Origin of the sequence: Streptomyces sp. NPDC008001 (assembly GCF_042958085.1) — a bacterium.
Lineage (GTDB): Bacteria > Actinomycetota > Actinomycetes > Streptomycetales > Streptomycetaceae > Streptomyces.
On the sequence record NZ_JBIBIZ010000002.1, the window covers coordinates 74,101 to 98,626 of the forward strand.

The window sequence follows — 24,526 nt, forward strand, 5'->3', positions numbered from 1 at the left end:
GGGGCCGGGGGCTGTTCGGGGCCGGGGGCTGTTCGGGGCCGGGGGCTGTTCGGGGCCGGGGGCTGTTCGGGGCCGGGGGCTGTTCGGGGCCGGGGGCTGTTCGGGGCCGGGGCCGGGCCCTCGCCGGCGCCCGGCCCGCTCCGGGCCGGCTCAGCTGAAGACGATCATCGACCCCTGTCCCAGGCTGCGCGTCGCCGCGGCGTGCAGCCCCAGCCAGACGTGCCGCTCCCGCGCGAAGGGGCTGTCGTCCTCCGGCCCGGGCGCCGCCCGCTCCTCCAGCCCCGTGGGCCGCTCCGGAGCGGCGGGCGCCGCAGGCGGGTTGGCGGGATCGATGCCCAGCACCGGCGCGACAGCGTGCAGTTCGCGCAGCAGCCCCTGGCTCGACCCCAAAGGACCGCCGCCTTCGAGGAGTTCGTCGCTGGTCAGCGGATGGGCGAAGTCCACCGGTACGTACGCACCGGCGTGGTCGTAGTGCCACACCAGGTGCGACTGCTGCGCCGTGGCCTCGAACATTTCCAGCAACTGCTCGTAGTCCCCGCCCAGTTCGTCCACGGGGGTGACGGCGAGGCCGCACAGGTTGAGGAGATGGGCGCGCCGCAGGAAGTGCAGGGCGTCGTAGTCGAAGCCCGCGACGGGGGCCACGTCCCCGGAGAGCCCCGGCATGTAGCCGAAGACGGGGACGGGCGGCAGCCCGGCGTCGCCGAGCGCCTTGTCGTACGCGGCGATCTCCTCGGCGAAGGGGTTGTCCGGGCTGTGGCACAGCACATCGACGAGGGGGACCAGCCAGAGGTCACAGGCCACGTGAACTCACTCTCGTTCGCGACGACGCAACTTCCGGTACGGGCGGGACGCACGGGCGCCGGGCCCCGGTCCTCGCCCCCTCACCGGCCGTTGAAGCGATGGTCGAGCCAGAGTAGTGCCGCCGGGCCGGTTGTCATACCGGGCGGGAGGCCTCGATCAGCGCGAGGGAGTGCTGGTTGTACGCCGTGATGATCCGCTCCGTCTCCTGGGCGTCCTGCGCGGCCACCGCCTCGACCAGTTCGCTGTGGCCGTGCCACAGGCGGCCGCGGAGCGAGGGCATGCGGCGCAGCAGCGGGACGGTGAAGACCCAGCCCTGCACCCGCACCGTGTTCAGGAAGTCGGATATGTAGGGATTGCCCACGATCGCGGCGAGCTCGCGCCAGAAGCGGAGGTCGTAGCCGATGAGGATGTCGAGATCGCCCGCGACGGCCGCCCGCGAGGCCTCCTCGGCCCGGCGCCGCACGGAGGCCAGCGCGGCCGGGGAGACGCTGCGCAGCGCGCGGTCCGCGGCACGGCGGAAGATGCCCTCGACGATCAGCGAGCGGGCCTCGACCATGTCCCGGAAGTCGGCGTACGTGAATTCGCGCACGCGGTAGCCCTTGTGCAGCTCCACGTCGAGCAGCCCTTGCGCGCACAGGTCGAGCAGGGCCTCGCGCACGGGTGTGGCCGAGACGCCGTACTGCTCGGCGATCTCCTTGACCGTGAACTGGCGGCCCGCGGGAAGGCGCCCCGCTATGACCTCGTCGCGCAAGGCATCGGCGATCTGCTCGCGCAGCGTCGTGCGTCTGACAGCCTCGCTGCCCGGCATCTGTCTCCGTCTCCCCTTCCCCGGCCGCGCACCACGGGCGGCCCTCGCAAACCATATGCGAGGGCCGTTATGGCCGATATGGCCGTGCGCACAGGAACGGGGCACGGTACCCCATGCGGCTTGTGCCCTTACGAGTGGGCTCGGGGGTTATGGGACTGCCGGTCACGTACGTGCGGGGTTGCGCGCCCGTGTGCCGGCCTCAGGCAGTGAACCCGTCCGCCACCGTGAGCGCCTCGTCCAGGGCCGCCAGGCCCTCCTTGGCCTCCGCCTCCGTGATCGTGCACGGCGGCACGACATGGGTGCGGTTCATGTTCACGAAGGGCCACAGGCCGCGGTCCTTGCAGGCGGCGGTGAACGCCGTCATCGCCTCGCCCGGGGCCGCGTACGGCACCAGCGGCTCGCGGGTGGCGCGGTCCTTGACCAGTTCCAGGGCCCAGAAGACGCCCAGGCCGCGCACCTCGCCGATGCTCGGGTGGCGCTCGGCGAGCTCCCGCAGCCCCGGTCCGAGGACCTGCTCGCCGATCCGGGCGGCGTTCTCCACGATGCCTTCCTCGGCCATGGCGTTGATCGTCGCCACGGCGGAGGCGCAGGCCAGCGGGTGCCCCGAGTAGGTGAGCCCGCCGGGGTAGGGCCGCTCGGCGAAGGTGGCGGCGATCTCCGCCGAGATCGCGACGCCGCCGAGCGGCACGTAGCCGGAGTTCACGCCCTTGGCGAAGGTCAGCAGGTCGGGGACGACGCCGAAGTGGTCGGCGGCGAACCAGCGGCCCGTACGCCCGAAGCCCGCCATCACCTCGTCGAGGACGAACACGATCCCGTGGCGATCGCAGATCTCGCGCACGCCCGCGAGGTAACCCGGCGGCGGAACCATGATCCCGGCCGTGCCGGGCACCGTCTCCAGGACGATCGCGGCGATCGTCGCCGGGCCCTCGAAGGCGATCGTGTCCTCCAGGTGCTGCAGCGCCCGCTCGCACTCCTGCCGCTCGCCGTCGGAGTGGAAGGGCGAGCGGTAGGGGAACGGCGCCCAGAAGTGCACCACGCCCGCCGAGGCCGTGTCGGAGGGCCAGCGGCGCGGGTCGCCGGTGAGGTTGATCGCCGCGGCGGTCGCGCCGTGGTACGAGCGGTAGGCGCTCAGCACCTTGGGGCGGCCGGTGTGCAGACGGGCCATCCGCACGGCGTTCTCGACCGCCTCCGCACCGCCGTTGGTGAAGAAGATCTTGTCGAGGTCGCCGGGGGTGCGCTCGGCGATCAGCCGCGCGGCCTCGGACCGCACGTCCACCGCGAAGCCCGGCGCGAGGGTGCACAGCCGCGCCGCCTGCTCCTGGATCGCGGCGACCACCTTGGGGTGCTGGTGACCGATGTTGGTGTTGACCAGCTGGGAGGAGAAGTCGAGGTAGCGGTTGCCGTCGTAGTCCCAGAAGTACGAGCCCTCGGCGCCGGCGACGGCCAGCGGGTCGATGAGGCCCTGCGCGGACCAGGAGTGGAAGACGTGGGCGCGGTCGGCGGCCTTGACGGCGGCGCCGGCGGCGGGATCGGCGGCGGGGTGCTGGGTGCTCACGGTCGTTACCTCGATCGGTCCGGGAGTGGCCCCGGGACCCCTGGGGCTCCGGACGGGTCGCGGGGCCCTGGATGGGTCGCGGGGCTCTGGATGATTCGCGGGGCTCTGGGACGGGCAACGGCCAGCGTAGGCGGGCCCGGAACGGCCCGACACCGGCACTGTGTACGGCTCTTGCCCCGCCCAGCGACACAGTGCCGGGGCGCGCACCGGGCCGCGCCACGCCGTGCCCGCCGGAGAAATGCACAAATTCCGCGAATGGTGCGAGCCGCATGCTACGGTCATTTTCCGTTGCAGTTATGGACCCAGTCATATGCGCGCCTGAAGGTCTGCGACCTTCAGGCGCTGTTGTGTTTTACGGGCCGGCGGTCCGAAGGGCCGTACTGCGACGCGTAATTCCGCAGTGCCCGGGAATTCCGGCACCGCCGCATCGAGGAGAGCATCTTGGCTACCGGCATCGTGAAGTGGTTCAACTCCGAAAAGGGATTCGGGTTCATCGCCCAGGACGGCGGCGGCGCCGACGTCTTCGCCCACTACTCGAACATCGCTACCCAGGGGTTCCGGGAACTGCAGGAGGGCCAGAAGGTCACCTTCGACGTCACCCAGGGCCAGAAGGGCCCCCAGGCGGAGAACATCATTCCGGCCTGATTCCGGCCGGATCCCGCCCCCGGCCCGTGCCGGGGGCCCCTCGCGCCCGGACCGGGACCCCGCACTTTCCGCAGTGCGGGGTCCCGGTCCTTTCCGGTCCCGCTATTCTCCGCAAGGAAACACGGGGGACACGGAGGACCAGCCCATGGACGGCCTGAGGCCAGACGATCCACGCACACTCGGCGCGTACCGGCTGCTCGGGCGGCTCGGCGCGGGCGGCATGGGCCGCGTCTACCTGGCCCGCTCCGAGCGGGGCCGCACGGTGGCCGTCAAGCTCGTCCACCGCGAGCTGGCCGGCCAGGAGGAGTTCCGGCGGCGCTTCCGCCAGGAGGTGCGCAGCGCCCGCCAGGTCGGCGGCGAGTGGACCGCCCCCGTCCTCGACGCGGACACCGAGGCCGAGGTCCCCTGGGTCGCCACCGGCTACATCGCCGGGCCGTCCCTGCGGCAGGTCGTCGACCGCGACTTCGGGCCGCTGCCCGAGCGCTCCGTGCGCATCCTCGGCGCCGGCCTCGCCCGGGCCCTGCAGGCCGTCCACGCCGCGGGCATCGTCCACCGCGACCTCAAGCCGTCCAACGTGCTCGTCACCCTCGACGGCCCGCGCGTCATCGACTTCGGCATCGCCCGCGCCCTGGAGACCGTCACCGACGGCGGCCTCACCCGCACCGGAGCAGCCGTCGGCTCCCCCGGCTTCATGTCGCCCGAGCAGGTGCGCGGCGGCGCGGTCACGCCCGCCAGTGACGTCTTCTGCCTCGGCTCGGTGCTGGCCTACGCGGCCACCGGCCGGATGCCGTTCGGCACGGCCGACAGCGGCGTGCACGCCCTCATGTACCGGATCGCCGAGGAGCAGCCGGACCTGACCGGGGTGCCGGCCGGACTGCGCCCCCTGATCACGTCGTTCCTCGCCAAGGACCCGCAGGAGCGGCCGACGCCCGCACAGGTCCTGGAGGTCACCGGCGTCGAGGAACTGCTCGGCGACCTGCGGTCCGCGGAACCCTGGCTGCCGGGCGGCCTCGTCGCCCAGCTCGGGCGGCACGCCGTCCGGCTGCTGAACGTGGAGGAGCCCGCACGGGACGAGGAGCCGGAGGGGAACGGGCACGCGCCGACAGCGATATCCCCGGCGGGGAGTGCAGGGGCGAGTGCAGGGGGAAATCCGGCGGGAACGCCGGGCGCTCAGCCGATGCCTTTGCCGACGCCCCTGCCGCCCGTGCGGCGCGACCCGCCGACCCTGACCGCCGGTGCGACGCCTCCCCCGCCTTCGCACCCGTCGCAGTCGTCTTCGCAGTTCTCGCAGTCGTCGCAGCCGCTGCCGCCGCCCGCGCCGGCCCCGGCCCCCGCCCCGTACGGCTATCCGCAGCCGGGCCCGTACGGCTCCGGCCACACCCCCGGCCCGCACGACTCGGGCAGCACCTACGTCACCGGCTACGTCCCCTACGGGCCTCCCGCGCCGCGCCGTTCACGGTTGCCGCTGATCCTCGCCGCAGTGGTGGCCGCCGGCCTGATCGCCGGAGCAGGAACGGTCTTTCTGCTCAAGCAGAACTCCAAGAACGACAACGCCTCCGGGCCGGTGAGCTCCACCTCGAAGGCAGCCTCCCCCGGCACGACGTCCCCGTCCGCCGCCCCGGCGACCGGATCCGCGCCCGCGCCCGCCACGAGTCCGGCCGCAGGCACGGACGGTGACAACACCGGCCCGCAAGCGTTCGCCGGTACGTGGCAGACCGGCTTCGGGAGCGGTACGCGCACCAACAGCCGGGCCATCACCATCTCGCGGGGCCCGAACACCGCCGTGACGATCGACGGCAGCGGTGTCCTGGACGACGGCACCCCGTACACCTGCCAGTGGCAGACCACGGCGACCGGCGGCGGCACCGCCGGGAGCCCGCTGCACCTCGGCCCGTCCCGGGTAACCCACGCGAACCCCGCCTCGGCCTGCCAGCCCGGCTCCGCGTCGGACCTCGTCCTGCTCCCGGACGGCAGCATGCGGCGCGACTTCGCCGACTCGGGCACGAAGGACGCCTCATTGGTCTACCGGAAAACCGGCTGATACCCGAAGATCGCCTGAACGCGACGGCGCCCCGGTGGCCGAAAGCCACCGGGGCGCCGTGCATCTGCAGTCGCGCCTGCCCGGACGTGCCTACGAAAGGAACGAGTTGATCTCGATCGTCTCGTCGCGGCCCGGACCGACACCGATCGCGGAGATCGGCGCGCCCGACATCTCCTCCAGCGCCTTCACGTACGCCTGCGCGTTCTTCGGCAGGTCGGAGAAGGTCTTGGCCTTGGAGATGTCCTCGGTCCAGCCCGGCAGCATCTCGTAGACCGGCTTCGCGTGGTGGAAGTCGGTCTGGCTGTAGGGCAGCTCCTCGACGCGCTTGCCGTCGATCTCGTAGGCGACGCAGACCGGGATCTGCTCCCAGCCCGTGAGCACGTCGAGCTTGGTGAGGAAGAAGTCCGTCAGGCCGTTGACGCGGGTCGCGTAGCGGGCGATGACCGCGTCGAACCAGCCGCAGCGGCGGTCACGGCCGGTGGTCACACCGCGCTCGCCACCGATGGTGCGCAGCGCCTCGCCGTCCTTGTCGAACAGCTCGGTCGGGAACGGGCCTGCGCCGACACGCGTGGTGTAGGCCTTCAGGATGCCGATCACGCGGTTGATCTTCGTCGGGCCCACGCCCGTACCCGTGCAGGCGCCGCCCGCGGTCGGGTTGGAGGAGGTGACGAAGGGGTACGTGCCGTGGTCGACGTCGAGCAGCGTGCCCTGGCCGCCCTCGAAGAGGACGACCTTGCCCTCGTCGATGGCGTTGTTGAGGATCAGCGTCGTGTCCGCCACGAACGGCTTGATCTGCTCGGCGTAGCCCAGCAGCTCGTCGACGATCTGGGCGGCGTCGATCGCGCGGCGGTTGTAGAGCTTCGCCAGGATCTGGTTCTTGAAGTCGAGGGCAGCCTCGACCTTCTGCGTCAGGATCGACTCGTCGTAGAGGTCCTGGACGCGGATGCCGACGCGGTTGATCTTGTCCGCGTAGGTCGGGCCGATGCCGCGGCCGGTGGTGCCGATCTTCCGCTTGCCGAGGAAGCGTTCCGTCACCTTGTCGACCGTCGTGTGGTACGGCGTGATCAGGTGGGCGTTACCGCTGAGCAGCAGCTTGGACGTGTCGACGCCGCGCTCGTTCAGCCCGCTCAGCTCGGAGAGCAGGACCGCCGGGTCGACGACCACACCGTTGCCGATGACCGGGGTGCACCCCGGCGAGAGGATTCCGGAAGGGAGGAGGTGCAGCGCGTATTTCTGGTCGCCGACGACCACCGTGTGGCCGGCGTTGTTGCCACCTTGGTAGCGCACCACATAGTCCACGGATCCACCGAGGAGGTCGGTGGCCTTTCCCTTGCCCTCGTCACCCCACTGAGCACCGAGCAGCACAAGTGCGGGCACAGGCGTACACCCCTTCCGGGCGGGGCATGTCCAACGTGCGTGGTGGTGTCACCCCGCTTGCTCAGGGCGTACACCACCGCTAGAGCCGTCGAACCGGTGCCCCGGATAGACGAAGCCCCTGGCGCAACAGCGACAGGGGCTCTTGCACCGAGAGATTACCGAATATTTCGCTCGGGGGACGAACAGCAAGACCCAGGGCCCCGGGTCGCGACCGGGGGGCCGGGGGTCGTGCCCCGGGAAAAACAGCACCTGAGGAAGGACCGAGGTGTCGGCTCCAGACCCTGGCGAGCAGGCTCTGCTCGTGGTCATCGACCCGGCCGCCCGCCGCGTGGACGGCGAATCCGTACGGATCGCGAGGGACGTGCTCCGTGGCGGCGCAGCGACCAAGATCTGCCTGCCGGACGGGCCGGAGGAGGTCGAACGCGCCCTGGCCCGGCGCGGCCGGCGGCGGCCCGTCGTCATCGGCGACGACCGCGCCCTGCTGCACATGGTGAGCGTCCTGCACCGCCGGCGGGAGCTGGCGGACACCCCGGTGTCCGTCGTCCCCGTGGGGCCCCTGCCGGCCGTCTCCCTGGCCCGCACGCTCGGGGTGCCCCTGGGGCCCGTCGCGGCCGCCCGGGCCGTCCTGGACGGCCTGGAGCGGCGTCTGGACGTGCTTGTGGACGACAGCGGGGGTCTGGTCCTCGGCGGGCTGTGGATCCCGGGCGGCTACGGGCCCGCCGGGGAGACGGACATACCGGCGGCGGCGCGGGCGCTGGGCGCGGTGGGGACGCATACGGCGGGCGCTCATCCGGCGGGGGCGCGTTCGGCGGACGCGGCTGGGCCGAACGGGGCAACCGAGGGGGGCGGGGAAGCCCCCGTGGAGGCCATGGAGACCGTGCGGGCCGTGGAGGGCCTGGAAACCGTGCAGGCCGTGCAGGCCGGCGTGGAGGCCCTGGAGACGGTGGAGGCGGGCGGGCCGGGGGACGGGCCGGGTGGTGGTCCGAGTGATGGGCCAGGTGGTGGTCCGGCTGACGGGCCGGGTGGCGCGGGTGGCGCGGGTGGCGAAGGTCACCAGCCATGGTGGTCGCCCGCCGCCCGTACGGCCCGCTCCGCGCTCACCCTGCTGACCGGTCCGGCCGCCGCCGTGGGCCGCCCCAGGCTGCCCGGCTGCACCAGGCTGCGGATCGAGGCGGACGGAGTGCTGGTCACCGACCTCGACCGGCCGGTCACGCGTGTCGCCGTGACCGCCGCGGACGACGGCCTCGCCGAGCTCGTCGTCCACATGCACGACGCCGACCACCCGCAGCGCTCGCGGGCCCGCCGCATCACCGTCGCCGGACCCGCCTTCCGCTACCGCGCGGACAGCGTGCTCAGCGGGCCGGTCCGCAGACGGACGTGGACGGCGCACGCGGGCGCGTGGCGGCTGATCTTGCCGCGGGGGTAGAGCCGTCGTGGCGTGGTGCTGGAGCCGCCGTAGCGCGGGTGAGGTCGTTTTTGCGGCGGGCGGGGAGGCGTGTTGCGGCAGGCGCTGAGGCGTCTTGCGGCGGGCGTGGAGCTGGGCCGGGACGGCCGTCGGGCGGGCCGCCGGTCCGCTCAGCCGCCCGGAGTGACGAGCCCCGCCTCGTACGCGAAGACCGCCGCCTGCGTCCGGTCGCGCAGGCCGAGCTTCACCAGGATGCGGCTGACGTGCGTCTTGACGGTGGACTCGGCCACCACGAGGTGCGTGGCGATCTCCGAGTTGGAGCGGCCCTGCGCGACCAGCACCAGCACCTCCGTCTCCCGCTCGGTCAGCTCGCCGACCCGCTCCTGCGTGGGCGGCTTGGGCGCGCCCAGCCGGGAGAACTCCTGGATGAGCCGCTTCGTGACCGTCGGCGCCAGCAGCGCCTCGCCGGCGGCGACCACCCGCACGCCGTCCGCGAGCTGCCGGGCCGAGGCGTCCTTGAGCAGGAAGCCGCTCGCCCCGGCCCGCAGCGCCTGGTAGACGTACTCGTCCAGGTCGAAGGTGGTCAGCACCAGCACCTTCGCGTCCGCATCGGCGGCGACGATCTCCCGGGTGGCCTCCAGGCCGTTGAGCACGGGCATCCGGATGTCCATCAGGACGACGTCAGGGCGCAGAGTGGCGACTTTTTCCACAGCCTCCCTGCCATCGACGGCCTCGCCCACGACCTCGATGTCGGGCATGGCGTTCAGCAGCACGGAGAAACCCTCGCGGACCATCATCTGGTCGTCCACGATCATCACGCGAATGGTCATGCGCCGGCCCCGCCCGCTGCGGAGGAACCGGAGGGCGCGGCGGAACCGGAGGGCGCGGCGGAACCGGAGGGCGCGGCCGAGCCGGAGGGCGTGACCGGGAGGAAGGCCGCGACCTCGTAGCCGCCCTCCGCCGTCGCCTCGGCCGTCATCTCGCCGCCGAGCATCGCCACGCGCTCCCGCATGCCGAGGACGCCGTGGCCGGCGCCGGGCGAGGGCTTGGCCAGCCGGTTGGGGGCGCCGTTGACCACGCGCAGGCCGAGCCCGCCCAGGACGTAGCTGACCTCGACGCGCGCCTCGGCGCCCGGCGCGTGGCGCAGGACGTTGCTGAGGGCCTCCTGGACGATCCGGTACGCCGACAGCTCCACGCCCTGCGGCAGGGGCCGTACGGCGCCCGTCGTGACGTGCTCGACGGGCAGCCCTGCCGAACGGATGTTGCCGATCAGCGAGGGGAGCGCTTCGAGGGTGGGCTGCGGGGCCTCGGGGTCGGCGAACGCGTCGGGGTTCTCCGACCGTACGACGCCGAGGATCCGGCGCAGCTCGGTCAGCGCGGCCACGGCGTTCTCGCGGATCGTCTGGAACGCGGCCGCGAGCTCGGGCGGGGTGTCCTGGACGCGGTACGGGGCGGCCTCCGCCTGGATGGCGACGACCGACATGTGGTGCGCGACGACGTCGTGCAGCTCCCGGGCGATGGTCGTGCGCTCCTCCAGCACGGTGCGGCGGGAGCGCTCGACCTCGGTGACGGCCACCTGCGCGGCGACCTGCTGCTTGGTCTCGCGCAGGCCGCGGAAGGCGGCGACGGCGAAGAGCAGGACCCCGGAGAGGAGCATCATCTGGAACATGTCGCCGCCGAAGCCGTAATAGGGCTGCAGCGCCTGGAAGAACACACCCATGAACACCCCCAGCGCTCCGGTCAGCAGCCACATCTCGGCGGCCACGCGGGGGCGGGTGCGGAGTGTCACGATCATCATGACGAAGAGGTGGGAGATGAACAGGGCCGGGCTCCACGGCCTGAGGGAGTAACCGCCGAAGAGGCTGGCGAAGAACAGCACCCCTGCGGACACCCACCAGGCGCCGACCGGCCGGAAGAGCGTCGTCAGCATCGGCGCCCCCACGAGCAGTCCGGCGAAGAGGCCGAACCGGCCGCCCTCGTGCTCGGACGCTGCCAGGATGAACATGCACGCGAAGGCCACGAGAGCGGCGTGCGGCAGCCAGCGCGCGTACCGGCCGGCCCGGCGGGGCAGCAGCCGGACCAGCCGGTGATCGGCGGCGAGCGGCGGCAGCGGCCGGAAAGCGAAGGCGTCGTGGAAGAGGTCCTCGCGGAGCCGGTCGAGGGCGCCTCTCACTAGCCGTATCTCACTGCGCAGGCTGGTCTCATGGGTGTCGGTCACACCATCAACCGTAGGGAACGGCAATTCGTAGGTCGTCCCCATGAATGCGGATCTCCGAGGGTCCTCCTTAAGACGGATGCGGTGCCGGGAGGGGGATTACGGGGCCGTGCGGGGCGGCACTACGGGACCGTGCGGAGCCGCGTTACGGGGCTGTGCGGGGCCCGCCCTGGGCGCATTACGGCGTGCGGGGCTACGGCGTGCGGGGCTGCGGGTCCTTGAGCCCCAGTGCCGTCAGCAGCGTGCCGAACGCCACAGTGCCCGGTGTGACCGCGGCGTAGTGACCTGTGCCCGGCAGGACCCGTAGCGACGCGTTGCTTCCCGCCGCCGCCACGTAGGACCGGGACAGTTCCAGGGGGACGTCCGGGTCGGCGGTGCCGTGGAGGACGGTCACGGGGACGCGCGCGGGAGGGCGCAGTACCGGATCGGCGTCCGGGTACGGGTGCGGGTGTGAATACGGGCGCGGGCGCGGGTGCGGGCTGCCGCCCAGGAACTCGTCCACCGCTCCTCCGCTCAGCCCGAGCTCCCGCGCCCGGGCGAGATCGGCGACCGGGGCCACGGCGACGACGGCGTCCGCACCGGTGTCCTCGCTCGCCGCGCAGAGCGCGAGGTGGCCGCCCGCCGAGTGGCCCACCAGGACGTGGCGGGGCGGGCTGCCGTGGCGGACGCCGATGGCGCGGACGACGTCCTCGTAGGTCTGCGGCCAGCCTCCGCCGCCGTCACCGCCCACGCGGCGGTACTCCGCCAGCGCCACCTCGGCGCCGTGCGCGGCCAGCGCCGCTGCGAGCGGCGCGAGGTGGCGGCGGTCGTACGCCTCGCGCCAGAACCCGCCGTGCAGCAAGGTCACTCGTACGCCGGCCGGCTCGGCCGGCAGGTGGAAGTCGACCACCTGGCTGGGGTGGGGGCCGTAGGACACGGTGGTGTCGGGCGGCACGTAGGCCAGGCCGAACAGGGCGTCTTCGTCGGCGGTCACGGCCGGGCCTCCTTCGGTACGTCCTTCGGTACGTCCTTCAGTACGTCACCCAGGACCCGCGCGGCCCGTTCTGCGTCCGCGAAACGCGTGTACAGCGGCGTGAATCCGAACCGGAGGATGTCCGGGCGCCGGTAGTCGCCCACGACGCCGCGCCGGACGAGCTCGGCCATGACTTCGCCGGCGCCCGGGCCGGATCCGGGGCCGGGGCTCGCGCCCGGGTCGTACCGCAGCGAGACCTGGCTGCCGCGCTCGGCGTGCGAGCGGGACGTGACGGGCTCGACGCGGCCCTTCGGCACGTACTCCGCGACGCAGCGCAGGAAGAAGTCCGTGAGGGCGAGGCTCTTGGCGCGGACGGCGGCGAGGTGCACGCCGTCCCAGACGTCGAGGGCGGCGTCGAGGGCGAGGAGGGAGAGGATTTCGGGGGTGCCGACGCGGCCGCGGACCGCGCCGTCGGCGGGCGCGTAGGCGGGGGCCATGGCGAAGGGGTCGGCGTGGGAGTTCCAGCCGGGGAGCGGGGAGTCGAAACGGTCCTGCAGGTCGCGGCGCACGTAGAGGAAGGCCGGTGCGCCGGGGCCGCCGTTCAGGTACTTGTACGTGCAGCCGACCGCGAAGTCCGCCCCGTCGGCGTCGAGGTGGACGGGGAGCGCGCCCGCGCTGTGGCAGAGGTCCCAGACGGTGTAGGCGCCGGCGGCGTGCAGGGCGGCGGTGGTGCCGGGGAGGTCGTGGAGGCGGCCGGTGCGGTAGTCGACGTGGTTGACGAGGGCGACGGCGGTGCGGGGGCCGGCCGCGCGGGGCATGCCCGCGGCGTCGACGGCGCGGATCCGGCAGCCGGTCAGGCGGGCGGCGGACCGGGCGATGTAGCCGTCGGTGGGGAAGGTGGCGGAGTCGACCAGCACTTCGTCGCGTACGGCGCCGGGGGGTTGGGCTGGGGGCCGGTCCCGGTTCCTTTCTCGGCCCCGGCCTTGCGGACTGCCCTCCGGGGGCCCCTCCCCTCCCCCCTCCCCACCCTCCCCGTCCCGCCCTGCCCCTTGTGCCATGCGTATCGCCGCCACCACCGCCTTGAAGACGTTCACGCTGGTCGAGTCGCCGGTGACGACCTGGCCGGGGGCGGCGCCGATGAGGCGGCCTATGCGGTCGCCCACGCGCTCCGGGGCCGTCCACCAGCCGGATTCCTCCCAGGAGCGGATGCCCAGGCGTCCCCACTCGCGCCCGACCACGTCGGCGAGGCGGCCGGCGACGCCGCGGGGCGGGGCGCCCAGGGAGTTCCCGTCGAGGTAGACGACGGCGTCGTCCAGGTCGAACTCGGCGCGTTTGGCGGCCAGTCCGTCGGCGGCGTCGAGCGCTGCGGCCTCCTCGGCCATCGGTGTCAGCGGCGTCGTTGAAGCCGTAGCTATCGCCGGAGCCGTAGGCATCGCCGGAGCCGTAGGAGTCGTTGAAGCCGTAGGAGTCGTTGAAGCCGTAGGCGTTATTGGAGCCTTCGGTGCCGTCGGCTTCTCAGACACGGCTGCGCGCCGTCCACAGCTCGGGGAACACGTTCTTCGTCGCCCGTTTCTCCAGCCAGGCCACGCCCGGCGATCCGCCGGTGCCCACCTTCGCTCCCATGGCTCTGCGCGTGGCCACCAGGTGGTCGTTGCGCCAGCGCCACACGAGCTCGGCGACTTCCGTCAGCGCCTCCCCCAGCCGGCACTCCTCGCTGCCCTGGTCCCCGGCGTATATGCGCTCCCAGGCCGCCTCGACCGCCGGATGGGCGACGTACCGCTCGGAGACGTCGCGGTCGAGGACGGCCGCGGGTATCGCATGGCCGCGGCGCGCGAGGTGGCGCAAGACCTCGTCGTAGAGGCTCGGGGCGTAGAGCGCCTTCTCCAGCTCGGCGTGGATCTGCGGCGCGCCCTGGTGCGGCACCAGCATGGCCGCGGACTTGTCGCCGAGGAGGAACTCCAGCCGCCGGTGCATGGCCGACTGGAAGCCGGAGGCGTCGCCCAGCGCGGAGCGGAAGGCGTTGAACTGGGCCGGGGTGAGGTGCGCCAGCGGCTCCCAGCTGGCGTTGAGGGACTGCAGCTCGTACGTGGACCGTTTGAGGGCGGCCATCGCCACCGGCAGGTCGTCCTCGCGGAGGGCCCGCGCGGCGGTCTCCCATTCGTGGACGATGACCCGGAACCAGAGCTCCATCACCTGGGTGGTGACGAGGAAGGCCATCTCTCCGGGGTCTTCGGAGAGCGGCTCCTGAAGATTGCTGAGCACGGACGCCCGCACATAGTCCTCGTACGGGGTGGTGCCGGTGAAGTGAAGGTTGGGTGCCGTGTCCTGAGGGTCGGAAGAAGTCACGTCGTCTCCCCTGCCGTCGCTCCCGGGTTCGCCGGGCCACTGCGGCGATCATGCGGGCCGCGGGCCCGTCACGGCAAGGCCTGTGGATAACCCGCGGACAGCCGGAACGCCCCGCACTCTGCGGGGCGTTCCGGCGGGGGACGCGCGGCGCCGGCGGGCGGGCCGGTCAGCCCAGGGTGCTGGCGGCCGTGGGCGAGCTGTCCCGCAGGAAGGCGGTGCAGCGCTCGTACTCCTCCTGCTCGCCGATCGACTGCGCGGCCCGCGCGAGGGCGTGCAGCGCGCGCAGGAAGCCGCGGTTCGGCTCGTGCTCGAAGGGCACCGGGCCGTGGCCCTTCCAGCCGCTGCGGCGCAGCGCGTCGAGGCCGCGGTGGTAGCCGGTGCGCGCGTAGGCGTACGACTCGACGACCCGGCCGCCCTCGAACGCCTCGTCGGCGAGCTGGGCCCAGGCCAGCGACGACGCCGGGTACTTCGCGGCGACCTCGGCGGGGGCCGCTCCGGAGGCGAGCAGCTCGCGCGGCTCCGGGTCGTCGGGCAGATGGGTCGGGGGCGGTCCCCCGAGCAGGTTCTCGTGAATGGACATGGGCTCCAGTTTGCCCTGTCGTCCTGCCGCCTGGGCAGGTGCCGGGACCCGCCGTTACCGAATACGGGCCGGGCGCCACGGAGAGCGACCCGGTCCGGGACGCGCGCCCGGCACCGCCGCGCCCGCCCTCAGGCGTCGCCCGGGTCCAGCGGCGGGGCCGCCATTCCGCAGTGGTACGTGGTCTCCGGGTGGCAGGGCTCCTCTCCGGTGGGCTTGGGGGCCCGCAGGGTCGTCGCGCGGACGGTGAACCAGGCCAGCGCCGCGCCCACCACGAGCGAGCCGGCGCACCAGTACATGGCGCTGCGAAAGGCGCGCGCGAACGCCGCGGGGTCGCGGTAGGCGTCGGGTCCCATGCCGACCAGCAGCGGCAGCGCGGCCACGGCGACCAGGCCCGCGGCGCGTGCGGCCGCGTTGTTGATGCCGCTGGCCAGGCCGGCGCGGGCCACGTCCACGGAGGCCAGGACGGTCGCGGTGAGCGGGGCGACCAGGGCCGTCATGCCCAGGCCCAGGACCACGAGCGGTGGCAGCACGTCCGCCCAGTACGAGGCGCCGCGGTCCACGCGGGCCATCAGGGCCATGCCCGCCGCGCACAGCAGCGGCCCGGCGGTGAGGGGCAGGCGCGGGCCGATCCGCTGGGCGAGCTCTCCGGAGCGGGCCGACAGCAGCAGCATCAGGACCGTCGTGGGCAGCAGGGCCGTGCCGGCCTGGAGCGCCGACCAGCCCACCACGACCTGCAGCTGCAGCACGGAGAGGAAGAAGAAGCCGCTGAAGGCCGCGTAGACGCACACCGTCACCGCGTTGATCGACGAGAACAGGCGGACGGAGAAGATCCCCAGCGGCAGCATGGGGTCCGGTCTGCGGGCCTCCACGCGGCAGAAGGCGATCCCCAGGAGAACGCCCGCGACCGCCGGGCCGATCACCCACGGCGAGGCGCCCTTGTCGGGGGCGGCGATCAGCGCGTACGTCACGGCGCCCAGGGCGAGCGCGCCGAGGGCCGCGCCGAGGACGTCGAACCGCCCGCCCGCGCCGGGATCGCGGGTCTCGGGCACGTACTTCAGGGCCACCGGGACGCACACCGCCGCCAGCGGCAGGTTGATCAGGAACACCCAGCGCCAGCCGGGGCCGTCCACCAGCCAGCCGCCCACGAACGGGCCGACCGCGGTGGCCACCCCGCCCAGGCCGGACCAGGCGCCGACGGCCGCGGCCCGGTCCTCCTCGCGGAAGACGGCCTGGATGAGGGCGAGCGAACCGGGCGTGAGCAGCGCCCCGCCGACGCCCTGCAGGGCCCGCGCCGCGATGAGCACACCGGCGCCGGGGGCGATCCCGCACAGCAGCGAGGCGAGCGCGAACCACACCACCCCGATCACGAAGATCCGGCGCCGTCCGTAGCGGTCGCCGAGGGCGCCGCCCAGCAGGATCAGGCCCGCGAGGGTGAGCATGTACGCGTTGACGGTCCACTGCAGGACCGCCAGGTCGGCGTTGAGGTCCCGGCCGATGTGCGGCAGGGCGACGTTCACGACGGTGCTGTCGAGCATGGCCATGCCCGAGCCGAGCACGGCGGTCAGCAGCACCGCGCGCCCCGTCGCCGTGCCCATGCGCACGGCGGGCCCGCCGCCGGAGGACACCCGGGCTGCCCCGCCGGACGTCCGTCCTGGCCCCGCGGCCTGCGCCGGTGGCGGTTCGGGGCGGGGGCCGCGCCCGGGTTCCGGTGCGGAGTCGCTCATGCCGCGATCATCCCTTGGCCGGGCGCGCACGGCCACGCGAGTGAGGGCCCGCCGTAGGCGAAAGGGCCGCCCCGCTCGGTGAGCGGAACGGCCCTTTCGCCTGCAGTGAGCCCTCAGGCCGGTGCTCCGGATCCGTGCCGGTGGAGCGCGGGTCCGTGGAGCGCGGGTCCTTACTTCAGCTTCGTGCCCGTGGAGCGCAGGTCCGCGCACGCCTTGGTGACGCGCTCGGCCATGCTCGCCTCGGCCAGCTTGCCCCAGGTGCGCGGGTCGTAGGTCTTCTTGTCGCCGACCTCGCCGTCGACCTTCAGGACGCCGTCGTAGTTCTTGAACATGTGGGCCGCCACCGGACGGGTGAAGGCGTACTGGGTGTCGGTGTCGAGGTTCATCTTCACGACGCCGTTCTCCAGCGCGGTGCGGATCTCCTCCTCCGTGGAGCCGGAGCCGCCGTGGAAGACGAAGTCGAACGGGTCGGCCTTGCCGTGCTTGGCGGCGATGCCGTCCTGCAGCTCACGGAGCAGCTCCGGGCGCAGCACGACGTTGCCCGGCTTGTAGACGCCGTGGACGTTGCCGAAGGAGGCGGCCAGCAGGTAGCGGCCCTTCTCGCCCAGGCCGAGGGCCTCGGCGGTGCGCTCGACGTCGGCGACGGTGGTGTAGAGGTCGTCGTTGATCTCGTGGGAGACGCCGTCCTCCTCGCCGCCGGTCGGGGTGATCTCGACCTCAAGGATGATCTTCGCCTTCACGGCCTCGGCGAGGAGCTCCTTCGCGATGGCGAGGTTCTCGTCGAGCTTCTCGGCGGAGCCGTCCCACATGTGGGACTGGAAGAGCGGGTTCTGGCCGGCGGCGACGCGCTCCTGGGAGATCGCGAGCAGCGGGCGGACGTAACCGTCCAGCTTGTCCTTGGGGCAGTGGTCGGTGTGCAGCGCGATGTTCACCGGGTACTTCTTGGCGACGACGTGCGCGAACTCGGCGAGCGCGACCGCACCCGAGACCATGTCCTTGCTGTACTGACCGCCCAGGAACTCCGCGCCACCGGTGGAGATCTGGATGATGCCGTCGCTCTCCGCCTCGGCGAAGCCGCGCAGCGCGGCGTGGAGGGTCTGCGTCGAGGTGACGTTGATGGCCGGGTAGGCGAACTTGCCTGCCTTCGCCCGGTCGAGCATCTCGTTGTAGACCTCGGGGGTTGCGATGGGCATCTGTCCGCTCCTTGTGATGTGCGGGTACGGGCGTGATTCGGGGCCCTGACCTAGGGGGCGACGGTCATCGTCGCCCCCATACTCCCAGACTCCCCGAATTACTCCACATGAGGTCCACCACGCTCATATGAGCCAGAGCATGCGCAGGGGGTGCGGTTTCACGTGAAACCACACCCCCGGAACCCGGCGCCGCAAGAAAACAGCAGGTCAGGAAAGGCCCGTGCGGGCCCAGGACGGGTCAGGACAGACCCAGGTCCCCCAGCGAGTAGCCCGTGACGTAGCGCAGGCCGGCGCCCTCGATCGCGGAAGCGGCACCGCGGTCGACGATCGTCGCGACGGCGACGACCTCCGCGCCGGCCTCGCGCGCCGCCTCGACGGCGGTCAGCGGGGAGCCGCCGGTGGTCGAGGTGTCCTCGACCACCAGGACGCGGCGGCCCTTGATGTCCGGGCCCTCGATGCGGCGCTGCATGCCGTGGGTCTTCTGCGCCTTGCGGACGACGAAGGCGTCCAGCTTGCGGCCGCGCGCGGCGGCGGCGTGCAGCATCGACGTGGCGACCGGGTCGGCGCCGAGGGTCAGGCCGCCGACGGCGTCGAAGTCCAGGTCCGCGGTGGCGTCCAGCATCACCTGGCCGACCAGCGGGGCGGCCTCGGCGTCCAGGGTGATCCGGCGCAGGTCGATGTAGTAGTCGGCCTCCTTGCCGGAGGAGAGGGTCACCTTGCCGTGGACCACGGCCTTGTCCTTGATCTGCTGCAGCAGGGCGTCACGCGTGCTCATGCCCATGAGCTTAGGCCAGTGCCCCTGTGCTCAGGCGAGCCTGCGCCAGGTCCACGTCGTGGAGATCTCCAGGGGGTCGATCGGCGTGACGAGGCGGGGCAGGGTGTTGAGGCCGTTGGGCGGGCCGGACTGCGGCTCGACGCAGACGGCCTCCTCCTGCTCGTCGTAGACCACGACCCACTCGGCCCGGCTGGCCACCTTCAGCTCCAGGGCGCCCGGCCAGGTGAGGGTGACGTCGACGCCGTCGGGCATGCCGAAGCAGTCGTCCCAGGGGCCGGGGAGGGGGTCGATGCGGCGGCCGGTGGGGAGGTGGTCGTCGCCGCGCTCCTCCTGCCAGGCCGGGGAGAAGTCGATCCGTACGTCCTCGCCGGCGCCGAGGTTCCGCAGGAACCAGGGGTGCCAGCCGGCCTGCGCCGGGAAGGAGTCGCTCGCCGCCTCCACGCCCATGGTGAGCGTGACGGCGTCCGGGGCCAGTTCGACCAGCTGGGTGACGCGGCCGGGGTACGGCCACGGGTCGGCGAGGTCGTAGGTGAACGCGGCGGAGGAGTCGTCCGCCCGGGCCGTACGCCACGCCGTGTCCCGGCCGGTGCCGTGAATGGCGTGCGGCGGGTGGTTGACGGGCATCTGGTGCCGCTCGCCGCCGTTGCGGAATTGGCCGAGCTCGATCCGGCCGCACCAGGGCACCATGGGGAAGGAGCCGTACTGGGCGCCCTGGCGCAGGAGTTCGGTCCCGCCGATGCGGAGACCGGTCAGCCGGCAGCCGTTCGCGGGGTCCACGGTGAGCTCGGCGTCCCCGGCCTTGAGCCGGACCTGCGCGGTCTCAACAGGCCCGTCATTCGCGTCATCTGTGCGTACGTCATTCGTCACGGTTCCGACCCTATGGGCAACGGCCGCCGCGGGCATCCGCCACCGCGGTCAACCACCGCCGCGGGCAAGTGGGTAACCGGCCCGCGGGCGAGGGCACCCGGCCACCCGCCGCGCGGAGCGGCCACCGCGGACAGGCCGCCAGCCCGCCGGGCCGCCAGGCCGCCGCGCCGTCGGGGGCGGTCAGCGGCGGCGGCGCAGCGCGCGTCCCACCACGACCGCCGACGCGAGCGCCACGGCCGCCGCGGGGGCCGCCCAGCGCAGGGCGGTCGCCGTGGCGGAGGCGGCCTCGGGGGCCGGGACGGGGGCGTAGCGGCCGCGGGGCGGCGCGTGGTCGACCTCTTCGGCGCTGCGGCCGATCATCGTGCGGCGGGCGTGCGCGGCCTCGGCCGGGGGCTCGTCGTCCACGTCGTCCACATCGTCCTCGTCGAGGTCGTCGGCGAGCTCGTCCGTCAGGTCGTCGTCCACCGACGGGTCGAGGGACGCCGGCGGAACGACCGTGTCGAAGACGCTGCCGCCCTCCAGGCGGGGGCCGTCGCCGGCCGCCTCCTCGGCGTCCTCCCGGAGCTCCTCCACCAGCGCGGCGGCGAAACGGTCCAGCAGGCGGCGGGCCGTGGTCTCCGTCGTCTTCTCGTCGAATTCGGCGAGCCGGCCGCCGGTGGCGACGCTCCCGGCGCAGGTCAGCCGCGCGCCGCCGGGCGCCTCGGTCAGCAGTCCGCGCAGCGACAGCGTCACCGTGCCGGTGCCGCGCACCTCGGTGCCCTCGCCGGAGAGCTCGTACGCGCCGCCCTCCCGCTCGGTCAGGCGCAGGTGGCCCCGGTAGGTGATGGTCGAGCCGCCTATGCGCAGCCGCAGGCGCCCGGCGACGGTCTCGCCGCCCGCACCGGACGCGTCGGTACCGGAGGGGTCGGCGCTGTCCTGCTGCAGTCCGGGCACGCACCGGGCCACCCGCGCCGGGTCGGCGAGGACCCGGCGCACGGCCTCGACGGGAAACGGGACGAACACCTCATGCTCCATAGTCAGCGAGCCTACCCACCGGTCCCCTCACCAGGGCCTCTCCGGACGGATTTTCGTGGCAACCGCGCCGTGACCGCCGGGCCCGCGGACCGTTACGGGCTCCACGGGCCGTTACCGCAGCACCCGCCGTTACGGGCGCTGCGGGCCGTCGCGGACGTCAGCCACGAAGGTCAGTCAGGGACGTCAGTCACGAGCGTCAGTCGCCGACCGTGAAGCGCTCGCCGATGTGGTTGGCCTCCTCGATCTCGTCGACGAGGGCCACGGCGTAGTCCTCGGCGGAGATCCGGGACTTGCCGTTGCCGTCCACGACGAGGTCGTCCAGGGCGGTGCGGTAGGTGCCCGTGCGCTCGCCCGGCTCGATGAGACCGGCGGGGCTGAGGTTGGTCCAGCGCACGTCGGTGACCGTGCGGTAGTAGTCCAGGGCGTCACCGTGGGCGTGCATGATCTGCAGCAGGAACTCGGGGAGCCCCTCCGCGTCCCAGACCTGCTTGCCGTCCGGCGTGCGCAGCGAGCCCGCGCCGCCGACCGTGATCAGCCGCGGCGCCTGCTCGCCGAGCGCCCGCACACCGGCCACCAGCGACTTCGCCGCGGGCTCGATGGTCGCGACGTGGCCGGGACCGTCGCCGCCGCCGACCGCGCTGACGACGACGTCCTGGCCCTGGGCGACGGCTGCGACCGACTCGGGGTCGAGGACGTCACCGGTGACGACGGTGAGGTTGGCGTGGGTCTCGGTGAGCTTCTTGGGATCGCGGACGACGGCCGTGACCTGGTGGCCGCGGTCGAGGGCCTCGCGCAGGACGCGGCTGCCGATGGTGCCGGTGGCGCCGAAGAGGGCGATCTTCGCCATGGTGGTTCTCCTGTGGGTGTGCGGTGCAGAAAACGGAACGGCCGGAGGCCAGTGGTTCCAGGCCAGTGAGTGGAAGGCCGGTAGGGGAAGTCAGTGCTGCTGGTCGAGGGCGCGCGTGAGCATCCGTGCGGTGGTCGTCGGGCCGCCGAGCCGCCGCACTCCGCCGGGCGTGTGCAGCAGCAGCGTCGGGAAGCTGTCGACGCCCAGACGCCGGACCTCCCGGAACTCCGCCTCCACGGCGCGCCGGGTGGCCGGGTCGGCGTGGGCCGCGACCGCCGCGCCGGCGTCGATGCCGTCGAGCCCGGCCGCGACCGCACGCACCGTCTCCGGGTCGGACAGGCTGCGTCCGTCCACGTACCAGGCGCGCTGCAGTGCGCCCGCGAACTCCAGTGTCCGCTCGGGAGCCTGCTCGCGCAGCGCGGCGAGGGCCGCCGCCGCGGCGGCCGAGTCGAGGACCGCCGTGCCGTCGGCGAACGCCCTGGCGTAGCCGGGGCCGAAGACCGCGCCGGTCAGTTCGCCGATCCGGGCGTCCGCCTGGGGGATGTAGGGGTACGCGGACACCGGGCGGGCCCGCGGGCCGGTGAAGAGCCCGCCGCTGAGCACGGTCAGCTCGATGCGCTCGGCGTTCGCCTCCGCGAACTCCCGGACGGCCGGGCCGAAGCCGTAGCACCAGCCGCAGTAGGCGTCGAAGGCGTAGGTGAGCTTGTGCCGTGCCATGTCTTTCACTCCTTGTGCGTTACGACCACGCTAAGGGCGTTTTCCGGCCGCAACCAGGTACGCTCGGGTCTCCTCATGGTGAAAAAGCGACAGGCCGCCGACGACGGTGGCGGCGGCATCATCGATCTCGCCTATCAGGCCCCGCCCGGCACGCCGGCCGGTGTCGAGGTGATGCCGGTGTCCGAGCTGCGCACGCGGGCCCCGGAAGGCCTGCTGGTCAGCCCGCAGCGGCTGGACTTCCACCAGATCGTCGCCGTCCGCTCGGGCGCCTCCGCCCACACCGTCGACTTCACGGGTCACTGGCTGGACGAGGGCTCGGTGCTGTGGGTGCGCCCGGGACAGGTGCAGCAGTTCGGCGACCCGGAGGCGATCGAGGGCACGGTGATCCTCGTCCAGCCGGGCTTCCTGCCGTCCGGCAGCCCCGTCGCCGCCGTGGCGGACGACCCGTTCCGGCCGGTGGTGTGGCAGCCGGTCGGCCAGGACCGGGAGGCCGTGTTCTGCGCGGTGGGCCACCTCGAAGCGGACTTCCGTACGAGCACGGGCCTGCCGGCCGACGTGCACACCGACGTCCTGCGGCACCTGCTGTCCGTCCTCGTGCTGCGGCTCGCGCACCTCACCGCCCCCGTCGGCAGCAGGATGCCCGCCCCGGGCGACGCCTTCCTGGACTTCCGGGCCGCGGTCGAGCGGGACTTCGCCACCAGCCACCGGGTCGCCGACTACGCCCGCGCGCTCGGCTACTCCGCACGCACCCTGTCGCGCGCGACGACGGCCGCGGCCGGGGTGGGCGCCAAGGAGTTCATCGACCGGCGGGTGATGCTGGAGGCCAAGAGGCTGCTCGCGCACAGCGGGCTGCCCGCGGCCCGGATCGCGGGCCGGATCGGCTTCGACGACGCGGCGAACTTCTCCAAGTTCTTCCAGCACCGGGAGGGTTGCTCACCGGGCGCCTTCCGCGCCCGCCTGCAGCAGGGCCGCACCCCGCACCACGGTGACCACTCCGCAGAGGGAGACCGCCACTCCCCATAGCCCGCGACCGTCACTCCGCATCCGTGCGGCTGCCGTCACTCCCCATAGCGCGGATGCATCAGCGTCGACGGCAACAGCCCCGGCTCGCGGCTGTGCTCGGCCTGCCGCACCGCCGCCGTCAGCCTGCCGCCGGTGAGGGACAGCAGGCACGGCCGCACCCTGGGCAGCTCCAGCGGCAACCGCTCCCGCGAGACGAGCAGAAAGCTCCAGTCCTCACCACGGCCGCCGTGCACGGGGCCGCGGTCCGGGCCGCCGGGGGCGCCGCTGCCGTCCACGCGGTACGGCGTGCTGTACAGGCCGAGCGAGCGGACGGTGGCGTCGACCGTCCAGAACACGTGCGGGCGGGCATCGAGCGTGCCCGCGTGGATGGCGAACCGCCCTCCCGGGGCCAGCCACCGCTCCACCAGGCCGTAGAACTCCTGCGAATACAGCTTGGTGCTCGGGGTGCTGCCGGGGTCGGGGAGGTCGGAGATCACCACATCGAACGGGGGCTCGGCGGGCGGGCGGGCGCGCAGCCACTCGAAGGGGTCGGCCGTCACCAGCCGCACGCGGCGGTCGCGGAACGCCCCGTGGTTGAGGGCGACGAGATCGGGATCCGTACGGGCCAGGCGGAGGACGGCCGGGTCCACTTCGACGACGGTCACCGAGGAGACGTCCCCGTAGCGCAGCAGTTCGCGGACGGCGAGGCCGTCGCCGCCGCCGAGGACGAGGACCCTGCGGTGCGGGCCGTCCATCGCGGGGTGGACCAGTGCTTCGTGGAACCGGTACTCGTCGTTGCCGTTGACCCTCAGCCGGCCGTCCAGGAAGAGGGACAGGGGCTTGCCGCTCCCGCCGCCGCCCGTGAGGACGACCTCCTGGACGTCGGACCGGACGGCCACGCGGACGTCCCCGCCGTAGACGGCGTGGCGCGCGGCCCGTTCGAAGGGCCCGCTGAGGGCGGAGCACGTGGCGAGCAGGGCGAGGACGAGGCCGTTGACGGTGATGAGGAGCCGGCGGGTGCGCACGGAGAGGTCGCCGCGGAAGAGCCACAGGACGAGCGCGCCGCCGGCGACCGCGTTGACGGCACCGGTCAGCAGGGCGCCCGTGAGCTGGCCGAGCACGGGCAGGAGGAGGAAGGGGAAGGCGAGGCCGCCGACCAGGGCACCCACGTAGTCGGCGGCGAAGAGGTCGGCGACGGCGCCGCCCGCGTCCTGGCGGCGGATGCGCTGGATGAGCGTCATCAGCAGGGGCACTTCGGCGCCGATCAGCACGCCGATGGCGAGGGAGAAGCCGACCAGGGCCGGCCGCGCCTGACCGAACCAGGCGAAGCAGGCGTAGAGCGCCATGGCCGACAGGCCGCCTATGAGCGCCAGTAAGGCCTCGACCGCGGCGAAGCCCAGCGCGGCGCGCTTGCGCAGCTGCTTGGCGAGCAGCGAGCCGATGCCCATCGCGAAGACCATGACGGACAGCACGACGGACGCCTGGGTGACGGAGTCGCCGATGAGGTACGAGGCCAGGGCGACCAGCTCCAGCTCGTACACCAGCCCGCAGGCGGCGCAGATGAAGACGGTGGTCAGCACCACGAAGCGGCCGAGCCCGGCCGGTACGGGCAGCCGCGCCGGTACCGGGCGGTAGATCATGTTGGGAACGCTACGTCACGAA

At 73.2% G+C, this 24,526-nt stretch carries 22 protein-coding genes; 4 read left to right on the top strand and 18 right to left on the bottom strand.

The genetic code is table 11. The features are described 5' to 3' along the window. Window positions 1–150 precede the first annotated feature (150 nt). The 3 genes from ACFZCD_RS05290 to ACFZCD_RS05300 form a co-directional block, all read right to left on the bottom strand. The gene (locus tag ACFZCD_RS05290; protein ID WP_391828096.1) at window positions 151–801 is read right to left on the bottom strand and encodes a hypothetical protein; all 651 of its coding nucleotides are present in this window, start codon (window positions 799–801) and stop codon (window positions 151–153) included. Between the two features lie 133 nt (window positions 802–934). Beyond that, window positions 935–1,609: a GntR family transcriptional regulator gene (locus ACFZCD_RS05295; protein WP_391828098.1), complete on the bottom strand. Its 675-nt coding sequence runs from the start codon at window positions 1,607–1,609 to the stop codon at window positions 935–937. 199 nt (window positions 1,610–1,808) lie between these two features. Next, window positions 1,809–3,164, bottom strand: coding sequence for an aspartate aminotransferase family protein (locus tag ACFZCD_RS05300; protein WP_391828100.1), 1,356 nt, complete (start codon window positions 3,162–3,164; stop codon window positions 1,809–1,811). Window positions 3,165–3,605: 441 nt separating this feature from the next. Here ACFZCD_RS05300 and ACFZCD_RS05305 point away from each other — a divergent pair, with 441 nt between their 5' ends. Together ACFZCD_RS05305 and ACFZCD_RS05310 are read left to right on the top strand one after the other, a co-directional pair. Continuing rightward, complete coding sequence (locus ACFZCD_RS05305; protein ID WP_030367030.1) at window positions 3,606–3,809, top strand: cold-shock protein; 204 nt, start codon at window positions 3,606–3,608, stop codon at window positions 3,807–3,809. Window positions 3,810–3,954: 145 nt separating this feature from the next. Next, the gene (locus tag ACFZCD_RS05310) at window positions 3,955–5,850 is read left to right on the top strand and encodes a serine/threonine-protein kinase (RefSeq protein ID WP_391828103.1); all 1,896 of its coding nucleotides are present in this window, start codon (window positions 3,955–3,957) and stop codon (window positions 5,848–5,850) included. A 90-nt stretch (window positions 5,851–5,940) separates the two neighbouring features. Here ACFZCD_RS05310 and ACFZCD_RS05315 read toward each other — a convergent pair whose 3' ends face one another. Next, a complete protein-coding gene (locus ACFZCD_RS05315; RefSeq protein WP_391828105.1) occupies window positions 5,941–7,227 on the bottom strand; it encodes an adenylosuccinate synthase in 1,287 nt (428 codons plus the stop codon). Window positions 7,228–7,492: 265 nt separating this feature from the next. Between ACFZCD_RS05315 and ACFZCD_RS05320 the strand changes: the two genes are divergently transcribed. Continuing rightward, window positions 7,493–8,653, top strand: a complete 1,161-nt coding sequence (locus ACFZCD_RS05320; RefSeq protein ID WP_391828107.1) for a hypothetical protein — start codon at window positions 7,493–7,495, stop codon at window positions 8,651–8,653. A gap of 149 nt (window positions 8,654–8,802) precedes the next feature. Here the strand turns inward: ACFZCD_RS05320 and ACFZCD_RS05325 are convergent, their stop codons facing one another. The 13 genes from ACFZCD_RS05325 to ACFZCD_RS05385 all read right to left on the bottom strand — a co-directional run bounded on the left by ACFZCD_RS05325 (window position 8,803) and on the right by ACFZCD_RS05385 (window position 21,862). After that, window positions 8,803–9,462 carry a response regulator gene (locus tag ACFZCD_RS05325; protein ID WP_391828108.1) on the bottom strand — a complete coding sequence of 220 codons (660 nt, stop codon included), beginning with the start codon at window positions 9,460–9,462 and terminating at the stop codon, window positions 8,803–8,805. After that, a complete protein-coding gene (locus ACFZCD_RS05330; protein WP_391828110.1) occupies window positions 9,459–10,850 on the bottom strand; it encodes a sensor histidine kinase in 1,392 nt (463 codons plus the stop codon). Before ACFZCD_RS05330 ends, ACFZCD_RS05325 begins: the two co-directional genes overlap by 4 nt. 190 nt (window positions 10,851–11,040) lie before the next feature. Further along, entirely contained in the window at window positions 11,041–11,820 is a 780-nt protein-coding gene (locus ACFZCD_RS05335; protein WP_391828112.1) for an alpha/beta hydrolase, read from the bottom strand. Further along, window positions 11,817–13,181, bottom strand: coding sequence for a kynureninase (locus ACFZCD_RS05340; protein WP_391828114.1), 1,365 nt, complete (start codon window positions 13,179–13,181; stop codon window positions 11,817–11,819). Before ACFZCD_RS05340 ends, ACFZCD_RS05335 begins: the two co-directional genes overlap by 4 nt. A 133-nt stretch (window positions 13,182–13,314) precedes the next feature. Then, the gene (locus ACFZCD_RS05345) at window positions 13,315–14,145 is read right to left on the bottom strand and encodes a tryptophan 2,3-dioxygenase family protein (RefSeq protein WP_391828116.1); all 831 of its coding nucleotides are present in this window, start codon (window positions 14,143–14,145) and stop codon (window positions 13,315–13,317) included. A 166-nt stretch (window positions 14,146–14,311) separates the two neighbouring features. Next, entirely contained in the window at window positions 14,312–14,725 is a 414-nt protein-coding gene (locus ACFZCD_RS05350) for a DUF3151 domain-containing protein (RefSeq protein ID WP_391828118.1), read from the bottom strand. Between the two features lie 128 nt (window positions 14,726–14,853). After that, on the bottom strand, window positions 14,854–16,320 hold the full coding sequence (locus ACFZCD_RS05355) for an MFS transporter (RefSeq protein ID WP_391829002.1): 1,467 nt from the start codon (window positions 16,318–16,320) through the stop codon (window positions 14,854–14,856). Window positions 16,321–16,619: 299 nt separating this feature from the next. Continuing rightward, window positions 16,620–17,642, bottom strand: a complete 1,023-nt coding sequence (fbaA, locus tag ACFZCD_RS05360; protein WP_106682282.1) for a class II fructose-bisphosphate aldolase — start codon at window positions 17,640–17,642, stop codon at window positions 16,620–16,622. Between the two features lie 238 nt (window positions 17,643–17,880). Next, window positions 17,881–18,423, bottom strand: coding sequence for an orotate phosphoribosyltransferase (pyrE, locus tag ACFZCD_RS05365; RefSeq protein ID WP_179081539.1), 543 nt, complete (start codon window positions 18,421–18,423; stop codon window positions 17,881–17,883). Window positions 18,424–18,447: 24 nt separating this feature from the next. Continuing rightward, a complete protein-coding gene (locus ACFZCD_RS05370) occupies window positions 18,448–19,284 on the bottom strand; it encodes an aldose 1-epimerase (protein ID WP_391828121.1) in 837 nt (278 codons plus the stop codon). A gap of 180 nt (window positions 19,285–19,464) precedes the next feature. Further along, window positions 19,465–20,298: an SRPBCC domain-containing protein gene (locus ACFZCD_RS05375; protein ID WP_391828123.1), complete on the bottom strand. Its 834-nt coding sequence runs from the start codon at window positions 20,296–20,298 to the stop codon at window positions 19,465–19,467. A 196-nt stretch (window positions 20,299–20,494) separates the two neighbouring features. Beyond that, window positions 20,495–21,145 carry an NAD(P)-dependent oxidoreductase gene (locus ACFZCD_RS05380; protein WP_391828125.1) on the bottom strand — a complete coding sequence of 217 codons (651 nt, stop codon included), beginning with the start codon at window positions 21,143–21,145 and terminating at the stop codon, window positions 20,495–20,497. Between the two features lie 90 nt (window positions 21,146–21,235). Continuing rightward, the gene (locus ACFZCD_RS05385) at window positions 21,236–21,862 is read right to left on the bottom strand and encodes a DsbA family protein (RefSeq protein ID WP_391828127.1); all 627 of its coding nucleotides are present in this window, start codon (window positions 21,860–21,862) and stop codon (window positions 21,236–21,238) included. A gap of 75 nt (window positions 21,863–21,937) precedes the next feature. On the opposite strand from ACFZCD_RS05385, the gene ACFZCD_RS05390 reads away from it, so the two are divergent. Next, entirely contained in the window at window positions 21,938–22,885 is a 948-nt protein-coding gene (locus tag ACFZCD_RS05390) for a helix-turn-helix domain-containing protein (RefSeq protein ID WP_391828129.1), read from the top strand. 35 nt (window positions 22,886–22,920) lie between these two features. Here ACFZCD_RS05390 and ACFZCD_RS05395 read toward each other — a convergent pair whose 3' ends face one another. Beyond that, window positions 22,921–24,504 (bottom strand): polyamine aminopropyltransferase, encoded by a 1,584-nt coding sequence (locus ACFZCD_RS05395; RefSeq protein WP_391828131.1) that lies wholly within the window; start codon window positions 24,502–24,504, stop codon window positions 22,921–22,923. Between the last annotated feature and the right edge of the window lie 22 nt (window positions 24,505–24,526).